General features: G+C 74.8%; 17 protein-coding genes. 9 read left to right on the top strand and 8 right to left on the bottom strand.

The genetic code is table 11. The features are described 5' to 3' along the window. Positions 1–24: 24 nt before the first annotated feature. From ACH443_RS16175 to ACH443_RS16150, 6 genes are read left to right on the top strand one after another with little or no spacing between them, the layout of a single operon-like run. Entirely contained in the window at positions 25–1,278 is a 1,254-nt protein-coding gene (locus ACH443_RS16175) for an AI-2E family transporter (protein ID WP_430555480.1), read from the top strand. A 19-nt stretch (positions 1,279–1,297) separates the two neighbouring features. Further along, the gene (locus ACH443_RS16170; protein ID WP_430590876.1) at positions 1,298–2,518 is read left to right on the top strand and encodes a cation:proton antiporter; all 1,221 of its coding nucleotides are present in this window, start codon (positions 1,298–1,300) and stop codon (positions 2,516–2,518) included. Positions 2,519–2,543: 25 nt separating this feature from the next. Then, on the top strand, positions 2,544–2,996 hold the full coding sequence (locus ACH443_RS16165; RefSeq protein ID WP_430590875.1) for a universal stress protein: 453 nt from the start codon (positions 2,544–2,546) through the stop codon (positions 2,994–2,996). Next, entirely contained in the window at positions 2,993–3,427 is a 435-nt protein-coding gene (locus ACH443_RS16160) for a fluoride efflux transporter FluC (RefSeq protein WP_429763120.1), read from the top strand. Before ACH443_RS16165 ends, ACH443_RS16160 begins: the two co-directional genes overlap by 4 nt. Before the next feature lie 24 nt (positions 3,428–3,451). Next, on the top strand, positions 3,452–3,856 hold the full coding sequence (locus ACH443_RS16155) for a fluoride efflux transporter FluC (RefSeq protein ID WP_429763119.1): 405 nt from the start codon (positions 3,452–3,454) through the stop codon (positions 3,854–3,856). A 55-nt stretch (positions 3,857–3,911) separates the two neighbouring features. Beyond that, on the top strand, positions 3,912–4,886 hold the full coding sequence (locus ACH443_RS16150; protein WP_430590925.1) for a 5'-3' exonuclease H3TH domain-containing protein: 975 nt from the start codon (positions 3,912–3,914) through the stop codon (positions 4,884–4,886). A gap of 22 nt (positions 4,887–4,908) precedes the next feature. Here ACH443_RS16150 and ACH443_RS16145 read toward each other — a convergent pair whose 3' ends face one another. The 3 genes from ACH443_RS16145 to ACH443_RS16135 form a co-directional block, all read right to left on the bottom strand. Further along, positions 4,909–5,598: a VOC family protein gene (locus ACH443_RS16145; RefSeq protein WP_430590874.1), complete on the bottom strand. Its 690-nt coding sequence runs from the start codon at positions 5,596–5,598 to the stop codon at positions 4,909–4,911. A gap of 90 nt (positions 5,599–5,688) precedes the next feature. After that, entirely contained in the window at positions 5,689–8,361 is a 2,673-nt protein-coding gene (locus ACH443_RS16140) for a phosphoenolpyruvate carboxylase (protein ID WP_430555685.1), read from the bottom strand. Between the two features lie 127 nt (positions 8,362–8,488). Beyond that, entirely contained in the window at positions 8,489–9,139 is a 651-nt protein-coding gene (locus tag ACH443_RS16135; protein WP_430590873.1) for a CatA-like O-acetyltransferase, read from the bottom strand. Positions 9,140–9,306: 167 nt separating this feature from the next. On the opposite strand from ACH443_RS16135, the gene ACH443_RS16130 reads away from it, so the two are divergent. Then, positions 9,307–10,083, top strand: a complete 777-nt coding sequence (locus ACH443_RS16130; RefSeq protein ID WP_430590872.1) for a metallophosphoesterase family protein — start codon at positions 9,307–9,309, stop codon at positions 10,081–10,083. Between the two features lie 54 nt (positions 10,084–10,137). On the opposite strand, the gene ACH443_RS16125 is transcribed toward ACH443_RS16130, so the two are convergent. Continuing rightward, positions 10,138–11,157, bottom strand: coding sequence for an NADP-dependent oxidoreductase (locus ACH443_RS16125; protein WP_430590871.1), 1,020 nt, complete (start codon positions 11,155–11,157; stop codon positions 10,138–10,140). 213 nt (positions 11,158–11,370) lie between these two features. On the opposite strand from ACH443_RS16125, the gene ACH443_RS16120 reads away from it, so the two are divergent. After that, on the top strand, positions 11,371–12,312 hold the full coding sequence (locus ACH443_RS16120) for a DUF1254 domain-containing protein (protein ID WP_430590870.1): 942 nt from the start codon (positions 11,371–11,373) through the stop codon (positions 12,310–12,312). Positions 12,313–12,324: 12 nt separating this feature from the next. On the opposite strand, the gene ACH443_RS16115 is transcribed toward ACH443_RS16120, so the two are convergent. Genes ACH443_RS16115 through ACH443_RS16105 form a run of 3 tightly spaced genes read right to left on the bottom strand, consistent with a single transcriptional unit; the run spans position 12,325 to position 14,278 of the window. Continuing rightward, a complete protein-coding gene (locus ACH443_RS16115; protein ID WP_430555474.1) occupies positions 12,325–13,098 on the bottom strand; it encodes an anti-sigma factor family protein in 774 nt (257 codons plus the stop codon). Continuing rightward, the gene (locus ACH443_RS16110; RefSeq protein WP_430590869.1) at positions 13,095–13,610 is read right to left on the bottom strand and encodes a sigma-70 family RNA polymerase sigma factor; all 516 of its coding nucleotides are present in this window, start codon (positions 13,608–13,610) and stop codon (positions 13,095–13,097) included. The genes ACH443_RS16115 and ACH443_RS16110 overlap by 4 nt, the downstream gene beginning before the upstream one ends. After that, positions 13,607–14,278: a YceI family protein gene (locus ACH443_RS16105; RefSeq protein ID WP_430590868.1), complete on the bottom strand. Its 672-nt coding sequence runs from the start codon at positions 14,276–14,278 to the stop codon at positions 13,607–13,609. The genes ACH443_RS16110 and ACH443_RS16105 overlap by 4 nt, the downstream gene beginning before the upstream one ends. A 155-nt stretch (positions 14,279–14,433) precedes the next feature. Between ACH443_RS16105 and ACH443_RS16100 the strand changes: the two genes are divergently transcribed. After that, complete coding sequence (locus tag ACH443_RS16100) at positions 14,434–14,979, top strand: COG4315 family predicted lipoprotein (protein ID WP_429763111.1); 546 nt, start codon at positions 14,434–14,436, stop codon at positions 14,977–14,979. A 34-nt stretch (positions 14,980–15,013) separates the two neighbouring features. Here the strand turns inward: ACH443_RS16100 and ACH443_RS16095 are convergent, their stop codons facing one another. Continuing rightward, positions 15,014–16,681 carry an acyl-CoA dehydrogenase family protein gene (locus ACH443_RS16095; RefSeq protein ID WP_430590867.1) on the bottom strand — a complete coding sequence of 556 codons (1,668 nt, stop codon included), beginning with the start codon at positions 16,679–16,681 and terminating at the stop codon, positions 15,014–15,016. Between the last annotated feature and the right edge of the window lie 15 nt (positions 16,682–16,696).

Genomic DNA, 16,696 nt, shown 5'->3' with positions numbered 1-16,696 from the left:
CCGCGCTGGGCTACGTTTTCCCGCATGACCACGGACGCCCCGCACCCTGAGGGCGAGCCCGACGAGGTCGACGAGGTCGACAGCTCCGTCCGTCCCGTCCAGCACGACAGCAAGAACCCGCCGCGGTGGCTGCCGCGCGCGCTGGTGATGGTCGTGGTGGCCGCGTTCGTCGCCACCTTCCTCGCGTACGCGTTCGGCCAGCTCGGCGGGCTGGCCGTCAACGTGCTCATCTCCTTCTTCGTCGCGCTCGCGCTCGAGCCGATCGTCGTGTGGCTGGTGCGGCACGGGTGGCGGCGCGGCGCGGCCGCGGGCGTCTCGCTGGGCGGGGCGATCGTCGTCGTGCTCGCCGTGTTCGCGATGTTCGGCAACCTGTTCGTGCAGCAGCTGATCCAGCTCGTCTCGTCGCTGCCCGACCTCTACACGAGCATCCAGCAGGGCATCGAGTCGCGCTGGGACGTCACCGTCCCTGACTCCGACGATCTCGTCGCGCAGGCCCTGGACCAGTGGGGGCAGGACGTCGCGACGGGTGCGATCAGCATCGGCGTGTCCATCGTGGGCGTCCTGTTCGCGATCACCACGATCCTGCTCATCACCTACTACCTCATGGCCGCGGGCCCCAAGTTCCGCGCCGCCATCTGCGCCTGGCTGCGGCCGGACCGCCAGCAGGAGGTGCTGACGCTGTGGGAGATCACGCAGGTGAAGGTCTCCGACTTCATCAGCTCCCGCGTCGTGCTCGCCGCGCTGTCGAGCGTGTTCACGTTCGTCTTCCTGCTGATCGTGCAGACGCCGTACGCGCTGCCGCTGGCGGTGTTCACGGGCGTCGTGTCGCAGTTCGTGCCCACCATCGGCACGTACATCGGCGGCGCCCTGCCGGTGGCGGTCGCGCTCGCCGCCCAGGGACTGCCGCAGGCGATCGCCGTGCTGATCTTCATCGTCGCGTACCAGCAGGTGGAGAACCTCATCTTCTCCCCGAAGGTCAGCGCCCGGGCGCTGGAGATGAACCCGGCCGTGTCCTTCGTCGGCGTCCTCGGGTTCGGCGCCGTCTTCGGCGCGCTCGGCGCGTTCCTCGCCCTGCCGATCCTCGCGACCGTGCAGGCCCTCGGGAACACGTACCTGCAGCGGCACGAGCTCGTCGACTCGACCCTGCTGCACGACCCCGACCAGCCGTCCGGCCGCGGCGAGGGCGTGTGGTCGTCGCGGCGACGGCGCAACCTCGAAGCCGGGGAGCGTGCCGCCCGCGAGGCGGAGGCCCGGCGCCGCGACGGCGCAGAGGAGTGAGAGCTGAGATGAGCAACGCATGAGTCCGGACCTCGTCGGCGGCATCGCCCTCATCGTGATCGTCGGGGTGGCCGGACAGGTCGCCGCCCGCGCGCTGCGGGTCCCGTCGATCCTGCTGCTGCTCGTGCTCGGGCTGCTCGTCGGGCCGGTCCTCGGCTGGCTCGACCCGGACGCGCTGTTCGGCGAGGCGCTGTTCCCGCTGGTGTCGATGGCCGTCGGCCTCCTGCTCTTCGAGGAGTCGCTCAAGCTGGACTTCGGACGCCTGCGCGGTGGCGCGCGGCGGCCCGTGCTCGGCCTGGTGACCACCGGCGCCCTCGTCACCGGCCTCGGCGCCACCGCCGCCGCGTACCTGTTCCTCGACGTGACCTGGGGCCGGGCGGCCGTCATCGGCGCGATCCTCATCGTGTCCGGGCCGACCGTCGTCGGGCCGCTGCTCGCCATCATCCGGCCCCGCCAGCCCGTCGAGTCCGTCCTCGCCTTCGAGGGCATCTTCATCGACCCGATCGGGGCCACGGTGGCGCTCGCCGTGGCGAACGTCGTGCTCCACGCCGAGCCCGTCAGCCTGCTCGAGACCGGGGGTCTGGGGCTGCTGGTGGGCGGGGTGGCCGCCGTGCTGCTCGTGGTGCTCATCCGCTTCGGCAAGGTGCCGAAGGAGACGGAGGTCGTGCTGGCGTTCGCGTTCGCCCTCGGGGCCTACGCGCTGGCCGAGGGCGTGCACGACGAGGCCGGCCTGTTCGCCACGACCGCGCTCGGCGCCGTCCTGGCGAACCAGCGGGTGGCGCGCACCGAGCCGCTGCACGAGTTCGGAACCCACATCGGCCTGCTGCTCATCGGCGCGCTGTTCGTCGTGCTGTCCGCCCGGATCGACCTGGACGCCCTGGCCCGGTACGCGCTGCCCACCGTCCTCGTCGTCGCGGCGCTCGTGCTGGTGCTGCGCCCCGTGGTGGCCGCCGTCTCGACGCTCGGGACCGACCTGAGATGGTCCGACCGGGCGATGATCGGCTGGATGGCGCCGCGCGGCATCGTCGCCGCGTCGACCGCGTCCGTCTTCTCGCTGCGGTTCGACGACGCCGGTGAGCCGTTCCCCCAGCTGGTGCCGGTGATCTTCGGCGTCGTGCTGCTCACCGCGATCGTGTACGGGTTCACCGGCACGCCCATGGCGAAGCTGCTCGGGGTGCGCTCCGACGACCAGGAGCGGCTGGACGACGACGGCCTGCCGGTGCTCGACCGGACGTCCTGACCGGCCCGCTGCCTACGATGTCGGGATGACCGGTCCGGTGCTGGTGGGCGTGCCCCACGACCGCCACCCCAGCGTGCCCCGGCGGGCCGCCGACCTGGCGGCCGCGCTCGGTACCGAGCTGGTGTGCGTGGCCGTGGACGAGGCGTCCGTGCGCGAGCCGTCCGGCGCCGTGGTGCCCGTCGACCCCGACGCCGGCTCTCCCGCCGACGACGGCGGCCTGCGCGACGCCGTCGCCGCCGCCCTGGCCGACAGCCCCGTGCGCTGGCGGCTCGAGCGCACCGCCGGCGACCCGGCCACGGAGCTCGCCCGGATCGCCGCCGCACATGACGCTGCCCTGATCGTGGTGGGCGCGCGCCGCCCCGGGATGCGGGGCTGGGCCACGCACCTGGTCGGCGGCACCGTCGCCGGGCACCTCGTCCACGACCAGCCGCGGCCGGTGGTCGTGCTGCCCGACCGGCACGCGGGCGACGCGTCGTGACGGCGGGCAGCCCGCCCGCGCGCGGACGCCCGGCCCACCGGCGCCCTGGTCTGGTCGCGCTGGTCGCAGCCGGCGGCGCCGTCGGCACCGCCGCCCGGTTCGGGCTGGCGCAGGCGTGGCCCGCCGTCGACGGGTGGCCGGTCGCGACGCTCGCCGCCAACGTGCTCGGTGCGTTCGTGCTGGGCTGGCTGCTGGAGTCGCTCGCGGCCCACGGGCCGGAGACGCCCACCGTGCAGCGGGTGCGGCTGGCCGTCGGCACGGGCGTGCTGGGCGGGTTCACGACGTTCTCGTCCCTCGCCCTGGAGACGGAACGGCTGCTCGCTTCCGGATCCGTGGGGCAGGGGCTCGCGTACGCCCTCGGCACGCTGGTGCTCGGGTACCTCGCCTGCCTCGCGGGCGTGCTGCTCGGCTCTCGCCGGAGGTCCCGATGAGGCGGCCGAGATGAGGGTGCCGCGATGAGCGCCGCCGCGACGCTGCTGCTCGTCGCCGTGGCAGGTGGGCTGGGCGCCGCCGCCCGGTTCGTCGTCGACGGCGCGGTGCGGGCGCGGACGCCGGGCGCGGCGTTCCCCTGGGCGACGGTCGCGGTGAACGTGTCCGGGTCGCTGCTCATCGGCCTCGTCTCGGGCGTGCTGCTCGGCGCCGGCGACCCGGCCCACCTCGAGCCCTGGCGCCTCGGCGTGGCGACCGGGTTCTGCGGCGGGTACACCACCTTCTCCACGGCGATGGTCGAGACCGTCCGCCTCGCCCGCTCCGGTCGGCCCCGGCTGGCCCTGGCCAACGCCCTCGGCACCATGGCGCTCACGCTGGCCGCCGTCGTCGTCGGCATCGGCCTCGGCGTCCTCGTGGGTCGGCTCCTCTAGGACGTCGTGGGCGCTCGGGGTCAGGGGCCTGTGGCACGCTGACCCGGTGAGCCTCATGCTGCTGGACTCCGCGAGCCTGTACTTCCGCGCCTTCTTCGGCCTGCCCGACTCGCTGCGCTCCCCCGACGGCAAGCCCGTCAACGCGGTGCGCGGCCTGCTGGACATGATCGCGTTCCTCGTCACCGAGCACGGGCCGGACCGGCTCGTGGCGTGCTGGGACGAGGACTGGCGGCCGGCGTTCCGCGTCGAGGCGATCGGGTCGTACAAGGAGCACCGGGTCGCGGCGGTCACCCCCGTCGGGGAGCCCGACGTCGAGGAGGTGCCCGACGCGCTCACGCCGCAGGTCCCCGTGATCGTCGACGTGCTGGCCGCGCTCGGCATCGCCCGTGTGGGCGCGCCGGGCTTCGAGGCGGACGACGTCATCGGCACGCTGGTCACCCGCGAGGTGGCGCGCAGCGCGGCGACCGCGCTGCCCGTGGCCGGCGCCGTCGGGATGGTGATGCCGGCCAGCGTCGACATCGTCACCGGCGACCGCGACCTGTTCCAGCTCGTCGACGACGCCGCCGGCGTGCGCGTGCTGTACCCGGCGCGCGGCGTGCGCGACCCCGACGTCGTCGACCAGGCGAGGCTCGCGGAGAAGTACGGCGTGCCCAGCGGGCAGGCGTACGCCGAAATGGCGACCCTGCGCGGCGACCCGTCCGACGGCCTGCCCGGCGTGCCCGGCATCGGCGAGAAGACGGCGGCCAAGCTGCTCGCCGCGTTCGGCGACCTGGCCGGGCTGCGCGCCGCGGCGGAGCACGGCGCGAAGGGGATCACCCCGACCCAGCGGCAGAAGCTGCTCGACGCCGCGCCCTACCTCGACGTCGCGCCCACGGTGGTGCAGGTCGCGCACGACGCCCCCGTCGGGGAGGTCGACGCGACGCTGCCTCGGGCCCCGAAGGACCCCGAGGCGCTCGACGCCCTCGCCGAGCGGTGGGGCATCCGCAGCAGCGTGGACCGCGTGCTCGCGGCCCTCGCCGCCCGCCCCTGAGCCGCACCCCGGCCCGGACGGGTCAGGGCTGGAAGACGCAGAACTCGTTGCCCTCCGGGTCGCCCATGACGGTCCAGGCGATCTCGTCGTCCTGCGCGCGCAGCACGCGTGCGCCGCGGGCGACGAGGTCGTCCACGGTGACGCCGTCGTTCAGGGTCACGTCCCAGTGCCAGCGGTTCTTGACCGTCTTCGGCTCCGGCACGGGGACGAAGTCGAACGACTCGAACGGGACGCCCGCGCCCTCGTCCAGGTAGGCGTAGTCCATGGCGTCGTCCTGGGTGAGCGTGCCACCCAGGAGCCCGTGCCAGAACGCGGCGACCGTCCGGTAGTCCGCGCAGTCCACGACGATGTCCTTGAGCCGGTAGGCCGGCACCTCCTCGGCGGTGAAGACGCAGAGCTCGCCGCCCTCGGGATCGGCCAGCGTCGTGTAGTGGAACCGACCGGGCTCGCTGAGGCGCGGCTGGTCGGGGAGCTCGTCGAGCGACCGGGCGCGCACGTCGGGGTGCACGCGGTGCTTCACCGTCTTCGCCTCGGGCACGGTGTTGACCCAGATCGTCCGCGCCTTCGCGGGGTCGGGGCCCGGGTCGCGCAGGACGACGTCGCCGTCGTCCAGCGCCTCCGCCCGCAGCCCCAGGGTGCGGGCCCAGAACTCTCCCAGCGAGGCCGCGTCGACGGCGTCGACGCACAGGTCCTTGAAGGTCACCAGGCTCATGACCGGCCACCCTAGACCGTGGTGGGTGCTCGATGGGCGCTGTTCGCCTCGCGAACAACGCCCATCGAGCACCCCGACGAACCGGCGGGGTCAGCCCGTGTTCTGCAGGCCCGCGGAGACTCCGTTCACGGTGAGCAGCAGCAGGTGCTGCCAGCGGTCCTTGTGTCCGCCGTCCACCCACTCGCCGTCGTCCACGGTGAGGCCCTCGCTGACGCCCTGGCTGCGCAGCGCGCGCAGGGCGCGGACCTGGAGCAGCGACAGCGCGTCGACGTACGGGGAGCGCAGCTGTACGGCGCGGCCGAGGACGCGGCGGTTGGCGAGCGGCCATTCGTTGCCCGTCACCCGCAGCACCCACTCGCGGGTGAGCCGCAGCTCGCCGAGCACGAGCTCGGCGAGGTCGTCGCGGTCGCCGAGGGCCAGGTACTGCGCGGCGATGTCCTCCTGCGTCTTGGCGAGGCCCATCTCCACGGTGTCGAGCAGCGTGGTGAACAGGGGCCACTCGCGGTACGCGGCCTGCAGCTCCTCGAGCCCGCCCGGCTGCTCGCCGGCCGAGCGCAGCGACGTGCCGAGGCCGAACCAGCCCGCGAGGTTGATGCGCGCCTGCGACCAGGAGAACACCCAGGGGATGGCGCGCAGGTCGTCGAGCGAGTTGACCGACAGGCCGCGCTTGGCGGGGCGGGAGCCGATCGGCAGCAGGCCGACCTCCTCCAGCGGAGTCACCTGGGAGAACCACTGCGGGAAGCCCTCGGACTTCACGAGGCCGTGGAACGCGGCGCGCGACGTCTCGTCGAGCGCGGCGGCCAGCGGCGCGAACCGCTCCCGGGCGTCAGCGTTCCGCTTCTCCACCGTCGGGGCCGAGGCGAGCAGCGTCGCCGCGGCGACCTGCTCGATGTGCCGCGCGGCGATCGTCGGGTCGCCGTAGCGGGCGAGGATGACCTCGCCCTGCTCGGTGAGCTTGAAGCGGCCGTCCACCGAGTGCGGCGGCTGCGCGAGCACCGCGCGGTTGGCAGGGCCGCCGCCGCGGCCGAGCGAGCCGCCGCGGCCGTGGAACTGGGTCAGCGTGATGTCGTGGCGCTGCGCCCACTCGGCGATCCGCGACTGCGCCTTGTGCAGGGCGAGGGTCGCGGCGACCGGGCCGACGTCCTTCGACGAGTCCGAGTAGCCGAGCATGACCTCGACGCGCCGGCCGTTCTCCGCGAGGCGGCGCTGCACCTCGGGGAACTCCAGCATCGCCTCGAGGATGTCGACCGAGTTCTCCAGGTCGTCGAAGGTCTCGAACAGCGGCACGGCGTCGACGACGGGGGCGTCGTCGCTGCCCTCGAAGGCGAGCGCGGCGAGCCGGTAGACGGCGGCCAGGTGCTCGGGCGCCTGCGTGAACGACACGATGTAGCGGCGGGCGGCGCGGATGCCGAACCGCTTCTGCACGGCGCCGAGGGCGCGGTAGGTGTCGAGCACCTCGACCGTGCGCTCGGAGAGGTCGCCGTGGATGCCCTTCTCGTCGATCTCCGCGAGGGCCGCGGCGTGCACCTGCGAGTGCTGGCGCACCTCCAGCTCGGCGAGGTGGAACCCGAAGGTCTGCACCTGCCACACGAGCTTCTGCAGGTCGCCGTAGGCGGCACGCGGGGCGCCCGCCTCGACGAGGGAGCGCTGCACGACCTCGAGGTCGGCGACGAGCTCCTCCGGCTCCCGGTACCCGAGGTCCGCGTCGCGGCGACGGGTCGCGGCGACACGGCCGGCGACGGCGAGGACGGCGGCGCGGTGCGGCTCGTTCGGCGAGTCGGCGGCGGCGCGGGTGACGAGCTCGTCGGAGAGCTGGCGCATCCGCTGCCAGAGCGCCTTGAGCTCGGCCGACGCCGGCGTGCCCTCCTCGTCGAGCGTGAGCTTGCGCCCCGTCTCGACGGCGGCCTTCTCGAGCGCGCCGAGCGCGTGCTCGGCGGCGAGGGTCGCGGCCTGCCGGGTGACCTCGGCGGTGACGTTCGGGTTGCCGTCGCGGTCGCCGCCGATCCAGGAGCCCAGGTGGACGAACGGGCGCGCGACGGGTGGCACGCTGCCGGCCTCGCCGTCGAGCAGCCAGTCGTCCAGGCGGCGGTACACCTCGGGGAAGGTGGAGAACATCGTGGCGTCGAAGACGCCCATCGCGGTCTTCACCTCGTCCAGCACGGACGGCTTGTGCGCGCGGATGGGCGACGTGCGCCACATGGTGTCGATCTCGGCGAGCAGGCGGCGCTCGTTCTCGGCGAGCGTGGTGCCTCCGGGACGCATCGTGTCGCGGTCGGCGACCAGCGAAGAGATGCGGCGGACGGCGCCCGAGACGGCGCGACGGCGGGCCTCGGTGGGGTGCGCGGTGAGGACCGGGCGGAACTCGATCTCGCCCAGGCGCCGCAGCGCCTCGTCGCGGCCGACCTCCTCCGCGAGCTGCGTGAACGCCTGCGGCAGCGAGTCCTCGATGACGACTCCCGACGCGGCGTCCGACTCGCGCGCCCGCAGCACACGGACACGGTGGTACTCCTCGGCGAGGTTCGCCAGGTGGAAGTAGCACGTGAAGGCCCGCGCGACCTGCTCGGCGCGCTCCGGCGTGAAGCCGGCCACGACCTCGGCCGCCTCCGCCAGCGTCGCGCCGCCGTCGTCCGCCCCGTAGGCGCGGATCGTCAGGCCGCGGAGACGCTCGACGTCGTCGAGCAGGCTCTGACCACCCGCCTCCTTCAGCACGGTGCCGAGCAGCCCGCCCAGCAGGCGGATGTCGTCCCGCAGGGGGTCGGGCATCTCGTGGCGTGCCACCACGCGTTCGATCGAGCCGGTGGATCCCAGGTTCTCGCTCACGGGACCAGAGCGTAAGCCGTCTCGCCGTCCGGGCGTCGAGCCGTCCGGCAGGTGACCCCTGAACTGTGGCTCAGCCCACCCATGACGGGTCGTCGAGGAGCTCCTGCAGCTCGTCGACCAGGCGCGCCGTGTGGAAGCCGTCGGCGGCGGCGTGGTGGACCTGCACGGCCAGCGGCAGGAGCACCCGGCCGTCCCGCTCGACGTACCGGCCCAGGGTGACGATCGGCGCGAGGTGGCTCCAGGCGTCGCGGATGGTCAGCGTGAACCCGGTGAACGACGCCCACGGCAGGCTGGACACGTCGAACGCGTTCGGCGGCGGCGAGCCCTGCGGGAAGAAGTCCGTCGAGCCCCCGTGCTCGGCCAGCACCGCGGTCGCGGCGTCGTGGAACGCGCCGAAGTCGGCGTCGTAGGGCGCCCAGACGCACGAGAACGTCTCCCGTTCCACGTGGAACACCGTGAACGCCGGGTGCACGACCGGCCAGACGGCGGGCGCGCCGTCCTCGGTGAGGACCATGCGGAACTCGTCGTGCCGGTTCACGACCGTCGCGAGCGCCCACACCTGCGCCACGTACGTGCGGCGCGACGACGTGCGCAGCGCCGCCACGAACGCCGTCGCGTCCGGCTCCACGGTCATCGCGTACGTGCACGGCGACGCCCGGTAGTGCTCGAAGTGCTGCCGGCGCGGCCAGGTGTCCAGGTCGATCGGGGCTGGTGTCTGCATGCTCCCCAGCGTCGCAGCGACCATCGGCTCTCGGCAGCGCATTTCTGGTCGCCCCGACCGACGGTGCCGCGTGCGGGAGCGGGCGAGCGTCGCGGTTAAGGTCGTCCCCGGCGGATGGTCCCCACGGACCGGTGGCACGGCCGGACGACGGACGGAGCGAACGGCAGATGACGAGGGTGTACGCGGTCAGCGACGTGCACGGCTACCGCGACGTCCTGGTGCGTGCCCTGGCCGAGGAAGGGCTCACGGACGCAGACGGACGGTGGGCCGGCCGGGACGCCCGGCTCTGGTTCCTCGGGGACTACCTGGACCGCGGGCCGGACGGCGTCGGCGTCATCGACCTCGTCCGGCGGCTCGTCGACGAGTCCGGAGGCGCCGTGGCGGCGCTCCTCGGCAACCACGAAGTGCTGGCGCTCGGGATGCGGCGGTTCGGGGCGACGACGGTCCCTCCGCCCGGCGAGCCCGGGCGGAGCTTCGCACGGTCGTGGGCCCGCAACGGCGGCCTCGACCGCGACCAGGCGCGGCTCACCGACGAGCACGTCGCCTGGCTGGGCGCCCTGCCGTTGGCGGCGCACGACGCCGGTGCGCTCCTCGTGCACTCGGACACCCTCGCCTACCTCGGGTGGGGTCGGACCCTCGAGGACCTCAACGCCGCCGGGCGGGACCGGCTGGCGAGCGACGACCTCGTGGTGTGGTGGGAGACGTGGCGGGACCTCACGTCTCGCGCGGCCTTCCGCGGGGAGCACGGTCCGCGGGCCGCACGAGAGCTGCTGGACCACCTCGGTGGTGACCGGGTCGTGCACGGGCACAGCATCGTCGCCGAGATGCTCGGCACTGCGTACACGGACGTCACGGAGCCGCACTCCTACGCCGACGGCCACGCGCTCGCCATCGACGGTGGGGTCTACGAGGGCGGGCCCTGCCTCGTCGCGCGGCTCGCCTGACGTCCGGACGCCCCGGCCGACCCCGACCACCTCCCCCGCGGGCGAACCGACACCCTAGGCCGCCAGGTCCTCCGGCCCGTCGTCCGGAAGCTCGACGACGACCTTGCCCTTCGCGCGGCCGCGCTCCAGGTAGGCGTACGCGCGGGCGATGTCGGCGAACGCGAACGTCCGATCGACCACGGGGCGCAGGTGCCCGTCGTCGACGAGGCCCGCCAGGACGGCGAGATCCGACCCGCTCGGGTGCATGAAGAGGTAGCGGTAGCGGACGCCCGCGCGGCGGGCCCGGCGTCGGATCGCGGTGCTCGCCGCCCACAGGAGGGCCGCCTTGAGGGGGCCGGCCTCCAGGTCGACGCGTGCGGTCGTCGCGTCCGGGAGGCCGGCCACGGAGACGACGGTCCGGCCCGGCTCGAGGATCGTGAAGGCGTCGGTGAGGTCCTGCCCCCCGGTGAGGTCGAACACGCCGTCGTAGTCGTGCAGGACGTCGGCGAACCGCTCGCTCCGGTAGTCCACCACCCGCGTGGCGCCGAGCGATCGCACGAGGGCCGTGCCGCGGGCGGACGCCGTCGTCGTGACCTCCGCGCCGAGCCAGACCGCGAGCTGGATGGCAAGGGTTCCGACGCCGCCCGCGCCGCCCGTGACGAGCACCCGGTCCCCCGGGGCCACCTTCAGCTCGTCGCGCAGGGCCTGCAACGCGGTGAGCCCGGCCAGCGGCAGCGACGCGGCCTCGACGAACCCGAGCGACGCGGGCATCGCCGCCACCAGGCCCTCAGCGACCGCCGCGTACTCGGCGAACGCGCCCAGCCGCCGCTTGTCGACCCGCGCGAAGACCCGGTCGCCCACCGCGAACCGGGTGACCCCGGCCCCGACGGCCGCCACCTCACCGGCGAGCTCGCTGCCCGCGACCAGCGGGAGCCGGAGCCGGGTGATCACCCGCAGGCCGCCGTCGCGCGTCTTGTGGTCGATCGGGTTCAGGCCCGCCGCCCGCACGCGGACCAGCACCTCGCCCGGTCCGGCGACCGGGCGCGGCACCTCGCGCAGCTCCATCACGCCCGGGTGGCCGTAGCGCCTGAGCACGTACCCCCGCATCCGCACGTTCCCTCCCTCGGTGGTCCGCCACGCACCGCCCGCCGCCCGCCGCGACGTCCGGCGCGCGCCGCGGGCCGCGCCCCCATAGCGTGACACCGCGACCGGGCCGCGCCACCTGCGGCAGCGTCCGGCCATCGTGACGAACCCCTGTCCCGCACCTCCCCGGCGGGACGTCACCCGCACCCCCGAGGAGGTACGGCCATGGCCGTCCAGGTCAGCATCGACAACTTCGCCCGCGCGGAGACGGACACGATGATCGCGAGGATGCTGCCGATGGTGGGCGGCCTCGGGACGTTCCACCACGACCGCGTCCTGGCCCCGCTCGACGAGCAGCCCGTGATCCGTCAGAACCGGGACACGCTGTACTCGGTGGCGATCGTCGACCTGGACGCGGGGGACGCGACGCTGACCGTGCCCGAGGTCGGTGACCGGTACCTGTCGGTGATGGTGATCAACCAGGACCACTACATCAACCGGGTCCTCCACGAGGCGGGCCCGTCCGTCCTCTCCCGCGACGAGTTCGGCACGGACTACGTGGTCGTCGCGGCGCGCACGCTCTTCGACCCGACGAGCCCCGCCGACGTCGAGGAGGTGCACCGCCTCCAGGACGGGCTCACCCTCGTCACCGCAGAGCAGCGCGAGTTCGTGCGCCCCGACTACGACCCGGCCAGCCACCAGGAGGTGCGCGGGGCCCTGCTCACCCTCGGCCGCACGATGGGCGGCCTCGAGCACTGCTTCGGCCGGGCGGAGGACGTCGACCCGGTGCGGCACCTCGTCGGCACGGCGCTCGGGTGGGGCGGCCTGCCCGACGCCGAGGCGTCGTACCTGAACGTCGAGCCGCGGCTCTCGGTGGGGCGGTACACGATCACGTTCGACGACGCGCCGGCCGACGCGTTCTGGTCGCTCAGCGTCTACAACGCCGACGGCTACTTCGAGCCCGGCCCGAGCGGCCTGACGAACGTGAACTCCGTCTTCGCGACGCCGGACCCGGACGGCCGCGTCACGATCCACCTCGGCGACTGGCCCGACGACACGCCCCACCGCATCCCGCTGCCCGAGGGGTGGAACTTCACCGTCCGCCTGTACCGGCCGCGGCTCGACGAGCTCGCCGCCTGGACGGTCCCGCCCGTCGTGCCCGCCTGACGCCGGCGCACGTCATAGCGTGGCGGCGGCCAGCGTCCCGCCGCCCGCGTGCGCGATCTCGACGCGCGCGATCCGGTCCAGCGGCACCGACGACGCCGCGCCGAGGCCGGTGGAGGCCGTGCCCGACCCGGTCCACGTCGCGGCGACCGTGCGTCCGCCGTCGTGGTCGACGAGGACGAGCTCGTAGGTCGGCGCCGCCGCAGGGTCGTAGCCGCCCGAGCGCGGCGGGTAGGTGCAGCTCCACTCCAGGCTGGTCCCCCACGCGCGGGGTGTCGCGGTGAGCGACGCCCGCACGTCGACCGCGCCCACCGGCTCGAGGTCCACGGCCGTGGACTGCGCGACCGGCGCCGGCGACGAGGGTGCCGGGCCCGGACCCTCCCCCGCGCCGCCGAGCGCCAGCCCCGTGCCGACCCCGCCCACCAGCAGCACCGACGCCGCCACCGCAGCCACCGATCGGCGCCGGCGCCGCGAGCGCCGGGCCGCGCCGGCCAGGGCCGCGAGGGGCACGACGTCCGCCAGGTCGCCGTCGTCGCCCCCGCCCACGTCGCGGCCTGCGTCCCCGCCCGCGGCCGTGCCCGCAACCGTGCCCCGGGGGTCCGACGCGAGGGCGTGCTCCGCGGGCACGGAGGCGAGCAGCCCGGGCAGGCCCGCGAGCTCCGCGACCGCCGCACGGCACGCGTCGCAGCCGGCCAGGTGCTCCTCGTAGTCCCGCCGGTCGGCCGGGCTCAGCGCGCCCAGGACGTACGCCGCGTCCCACTCGCGGTACGGGTCGGTCGGCGCGGTCATGGCGTCACTCCCTTCTCCTGCAGGGCGAGCCGCAGGGCGCGCAGGGCGTAGTGCATGCGGGACTTCACGGTCCCGGGCGGGACGTCGAACTCGTCGGACAGCTCGGCGACGGACCGTCCGCGGTAGTAGGCGCCCACGACGACGGCGCGGTGCTCGGCCGACAGGTCCGCGAGCGCGTCGGCGACGAGCCAGGCGTCCAGGACCGCCTGGGTCCGGTCCGGCTCGGGCTGCTCGGGCAGGCGCCCGGTGGCGCGCTCGCGCGCGTGGCGCGCGCTGCGGAGCTGGTCGACCACGAGGTGGCGCGCCACCGTGAACAGCCAGGCGCGCACGGACTCCTCCGGCCGTTCCAGCACCTCGGGGTGGCGCCACAGGCGCAGCAGCGACTCCTGCACCACGTCCTGCGCGTCGGTGTCGGCGGGCACCAGCCGCGCGACGAAGCGCTGCAGGTCCGGGGCGTGCGCGGCGTGGATGGCCTCGAGGAGCTGCTCGTCGGCGCGGGAGCGCGGCCTCATGACCGCTCCAGCACCAGCGAGATCTCGACGGCGCCCTCGTGGTCCACGCGGACGAAGCCGAGCGACGGCGCTGCGACGTCGTGGTCCGCGAACGTCACCGGCACCTCGGCGACGACCTGCACGACCTCCCCGACGGCCGCGACCTGGGCCGCGGCCACGACGTCGCGCGTCACGCCGTGCACGGTCAGCTTGCCCGGCAGGTCCACCTCGGTGGCGCCGGCGGCGAGCGGCACGGGCTCGGTGACCGTGAAACGCGCGGTCGGGTACGTCCCCACCTCCATCACGCTGCCACGGAAGTACGCGTCCCGCGGCGGTTCGTCGGTGTGGATGCTCGCGACGTCGACCGTCACCTCGCCCGACGTGAGCGCGCCGTCCTCGACGGTCACGGTGCCGGTCACCTGGTCGGTCCGCCCGGTGACGGTCACGTCCTCGCCCCGCAGCACGTCGTGCACGCGGTAGCCGGCCTCCGACCCGGGTGCCACCGTCCACGTGCCGTCGAGGGCCGCGGGGTCGGCGAGCGGAGCCCCCGACGTGGAGAGCGTCGGGACCTCCGCCGCGGCGCGGTTGGCGTGGTCGGCGTACAGGCCGGGGCCGACGAGCACGGCGGCGCCGCCGAGCAGGACCAGCCCGGCTCCCGCCCCCACCAGCACCTTCGTCCGTGTCCGCACGACCGCTCCTCCCGCCCCGGGCCGCGCCCGCCCGCGCGGCTCCACCCCGCACGACGAAGCAGGGCGCCCGAAGGTTCAGGTGAACCGCCGGCGCCGCGATCTCGTCGTCCCTCACAGCAGCACCCGAGCGGAGAGTCCGAGCCGGAGGAGTCATCATGCGCACCACGAGGTCACGACTGGCCGCCCTCGCCGCGGCGGCGGCGCTCGCCACCACCCTGGCCGCGTGCGGCGGCGGTGGTGGGAGCGGCGGCTACGGCGGCGGGGCGAGCACCCCGACCGACACCATGTCGGGCTCGTCCTCCGGCGGCGGGTCGGGGAGCGCCGGCGCGCTGTCCACCGCCGACAGCGACCTGGGCACGATCGTCGTGGACGGCCAGGGCATGACGGTCTACTACTACACGCCCGACGAGGCCGGGTCGGGCAAGAGCGAGTGCACCGGCGAGTGCCTGGCCGCGTGGCCCCCGGTGCACGCCGGCAGCGCGACGCCGGAGGTGCAGGGCGTGACGGCCGAGGTCGGCACGATCACCGGCAACGACGGGGAGTCCCAGGTGACGCTCGACGGCCGCCCGGTCTACCTGTACGCGGGGGACGCGGCGCCGGGCGACGTCGCCGGCCAGGGCATCCAGGACGTCTGGTGGGTGGTGGCGCCGGACGGCTCCGAGATCACCACGATGCCCGGCTCGGGCGGCGGGGGGTACTGACGCGGCACCCGCGGCGCGCGGTCACGGCGCACGGTCACGGCCCGGTGTGCCGCCGCAGGATCGTGGCGGCGTCGGTGCCGCGCGGCAGGACGCCGTACCCGTGGCCGCGGTCGGCACCCAGCCGGGCGGCCACGAACGCGTCGGCCGACGCGTCCGGGGCGTGCCGCACCATGAGCGACGCCTGCAGCCCGACGGCGAGGGCCTCGACGACGCGGCGCGCGGAGGCCTGCTGCCCGGCGGGGTCCGCGCCGGCGAGCCCGGTGAGCACCGCGCGGGTCGCGGCGAGGTGCGCGTCGAGGTCGCGGTGGGCGCCGGCGGCGAGCGCGAGCTCGGCGTCGACGGCGGCCAGCGACGCCGGCTCGCGCGTCATGGCCCGCAGCACGTCGAGCGCGACGACGTTGCCCGAGCCCTCCCAGATCGCCATCACCGGCTGCTCGCGGTAGCGCCGGGCGAGCGGGAACGCCTCGGTGTACCCGTTGCCGCCGAGGCACTCCATCGCCTCGTACGCGTGCTGCGGTCCTCGCTTGCACACCCAGTACTTCGCGACGGCGGTGGCCAGGCGGCGGAACGCCCGCTCGCTCTCGTCGTCCGCGTCGTGGGCCGCGGCGAGGCGCATCGAGGTGAGCGTCGCGGCCTCGGACTCCAGCGCCAGGTCGGCGAGCACCGCCGTCATCGCGGGCTGGTCCACGAGGGCGGCGCCGAACGCCGTCCGGTGCCGCGCGTGCCACAGCGCCTCGGCGACGCCCTGGCGCATCCCGGCCGCGCTGCCGTGCACGCAGTCCAGCCGGGTGCGCTGCACCATCTCGATGATCGTGCGCACGCCTCGGCCAGGCTCCCCGACCAGGTGCCCGACCGTGCCGTCCAGCTCGATCTCGGCCGACGCGTTGGACCGGTTGCCGAGCTTGTCCTTGAGCCGCTGGAGGCGGAAGACGTTGCGGGTGCCGTCCTCGAGGACGCGCGGCACGAGGAAGCAGGACTGGCCGTCCGGGGCCTGGGCGAGCACGAGGAACGCGTCCGACATCGGCGCCGAGCAGAACCACTTGTGGCCGGTGAGGACGTGCGTGCCGTCCCCGGCCGGCACCGCGCGCGTCGTGTTGGCCCGCACGTCGCTGCCGCCCTGCTTCTCCGTCATCGCCATGCCCACGAGCGCGCCGGGCTTGGCGCCGGGCGCGGCGAGGGCGCCGTCGTACCCGGTGGCGAGCAGGCGCGGCTCCCAGAGCGCCGCCAGGTCGGGGGCGTGCCGCAGGCTGGGCACGGCGGCGTGCGTCATCGACACCGGGCAGGCGTGGCCGGGCTCGACCTGCCCGAAGAGGGAGAACAGCGCGCCGCGGACGACGTTCGCCCCCGGCCGCGGGTCCGCCCACGCGCTCGTGTGCGCGCCGCGGCCGACTGCCGCGGAGATCACCTCGTGGTAGGCGGGGTGGTACTCGACCTCGTCGATCCGCCGTCCCCGCCGGTCGTGGGTGCGCAGCACCGGCTCGTGGGTGTTCGCGAGCTCCGCGGCCCGCTGGAACGCCGCGCTCCCGACGTGCGCCCCCGCCTCGACGAGCCTCTCCTCGCCCCAGCCCCCGCCGAAGGCGTGCACGGCGTCGCGCAGCACCGGGAAGTCGAGGTACTCGTTGACGTCCACACGCTCCGGCGGCTGGTTGGTCACCCCGTGCGTGCGATGCCCGCCCGCGTGCACGTCCTCGTCGACGGTCACGGCGGCTCCTTCCTC

Origin of the sequence: Isoptericola sp. NPDC019571 (assembly GCF_044389385.1) — a bacterium.
Lineage (GTDB): Bacteria > Actinomycetota > Actinomycetes > Actinomycetales > Cellulomonadaceae > Isoptericola > Isoptericola nanjingensis.
Note: the sequence above shows the minus strand (reverse complement) of the source record. Positions and strands in the feature narration are given on the sequence as shown.

Excerpts from the sequence above, each read along its gene's own strand:
- ACH443_RS16175 (WP_430555480.1), top strand. The coding sequence starts at position 25 with ATGACCACGGACGCCCCGCACCCTGAGGGCGAGCCCGACGAGGTCGAC.
- ACH443_RS16170 (WP_430590876.1), top strand. The coding sequence starts at position 1,298 with ATGAGTCCGGACCTCGTCGGCGGCATCGCCCTCATCGTGATCGTCGGG.
- ACH443_RS16165 (WP_430590875.1), top strand. The coding sequence starts at position 2,544 with ATGACCGGTCCGGTGCTGGTGGGCGTGCCCCACGACCGCCACCCCAGC.
- ACH443_RS16155 (WP_429763119.1), top strand. The coding sequence starts at position 3,452 with ATGAGCGCCGCCGCGACGCTGCTGCTCGTCGCCGTGGCAGGTGGGCTG.
- ACH443_RS16150 (WP_430590925.1), top strand. The coding sequence starts at position 3,912 with ATGCTGCTGGACTCCGCGAGCCTGTACTTCCGCGCCTTCTTCGGCCTG.
- ACH443_RS16145 (WP_430590874.1), bottom strand. The coding sequence starts at position 5,598 with ATGAGCCTGGTGACCTTCAAGGACCTGTGCGTCGACGCCGTCGACGCG.
- ACH443_RS16140 (WP_430555685.1), bottom strand. The coding sequence starts at position 8,361 with ATGCCCGACCCCCTGCGGGACGACATCCGCCTGCTGGGCGGGCTGCTC.
- ACH443_RS16135 (WP_430590873.1), bottom strand. The coding sequence starts at position 9,139 with ATGCAGACACCAGCCCCGATCGACCTGGACACCTGGCCGCGCCGGCAG.
- ACH443_RS16130 (WP_430590872.1), top strand. The coding sequence starts at position 9,307 with ATGACGAGGGTGTACGCGGTCAGCGACGTGCACGGCTACCGCGACGTC.
- ACH443_RS16120 (WP_430590870.1), top strand. The coding sequence starts at position 11,371 with ATGGCCGTCCAGGTCAGCATCGACAACTTCGCCCGCGCGGAGACGGAC.
- ACH443_RS16115 (WP_430555474.1), bottom strand. The coding sequence starts at position 13,098 with ATGACCGCGCCGACCGACCCGTACCGCGAGTGGGACGCGGCGTACGTC.
- ACH443_RS16110 (WP_430590869.1), bottom strand. The coding sequence starts at position 13,610 with ATGAGGCCGCGCTCCCGCGCCGACGAGCAGCTCCTCGAGGCCATCCAC.
- ACH443_RS16100 (WP_429763111.1), top strand. The coding sequence starts at position 14,434 with ATGCGCACCACGAGGTCACGACTGGCCGCCCTCGCCGCGGCGGCGGCG.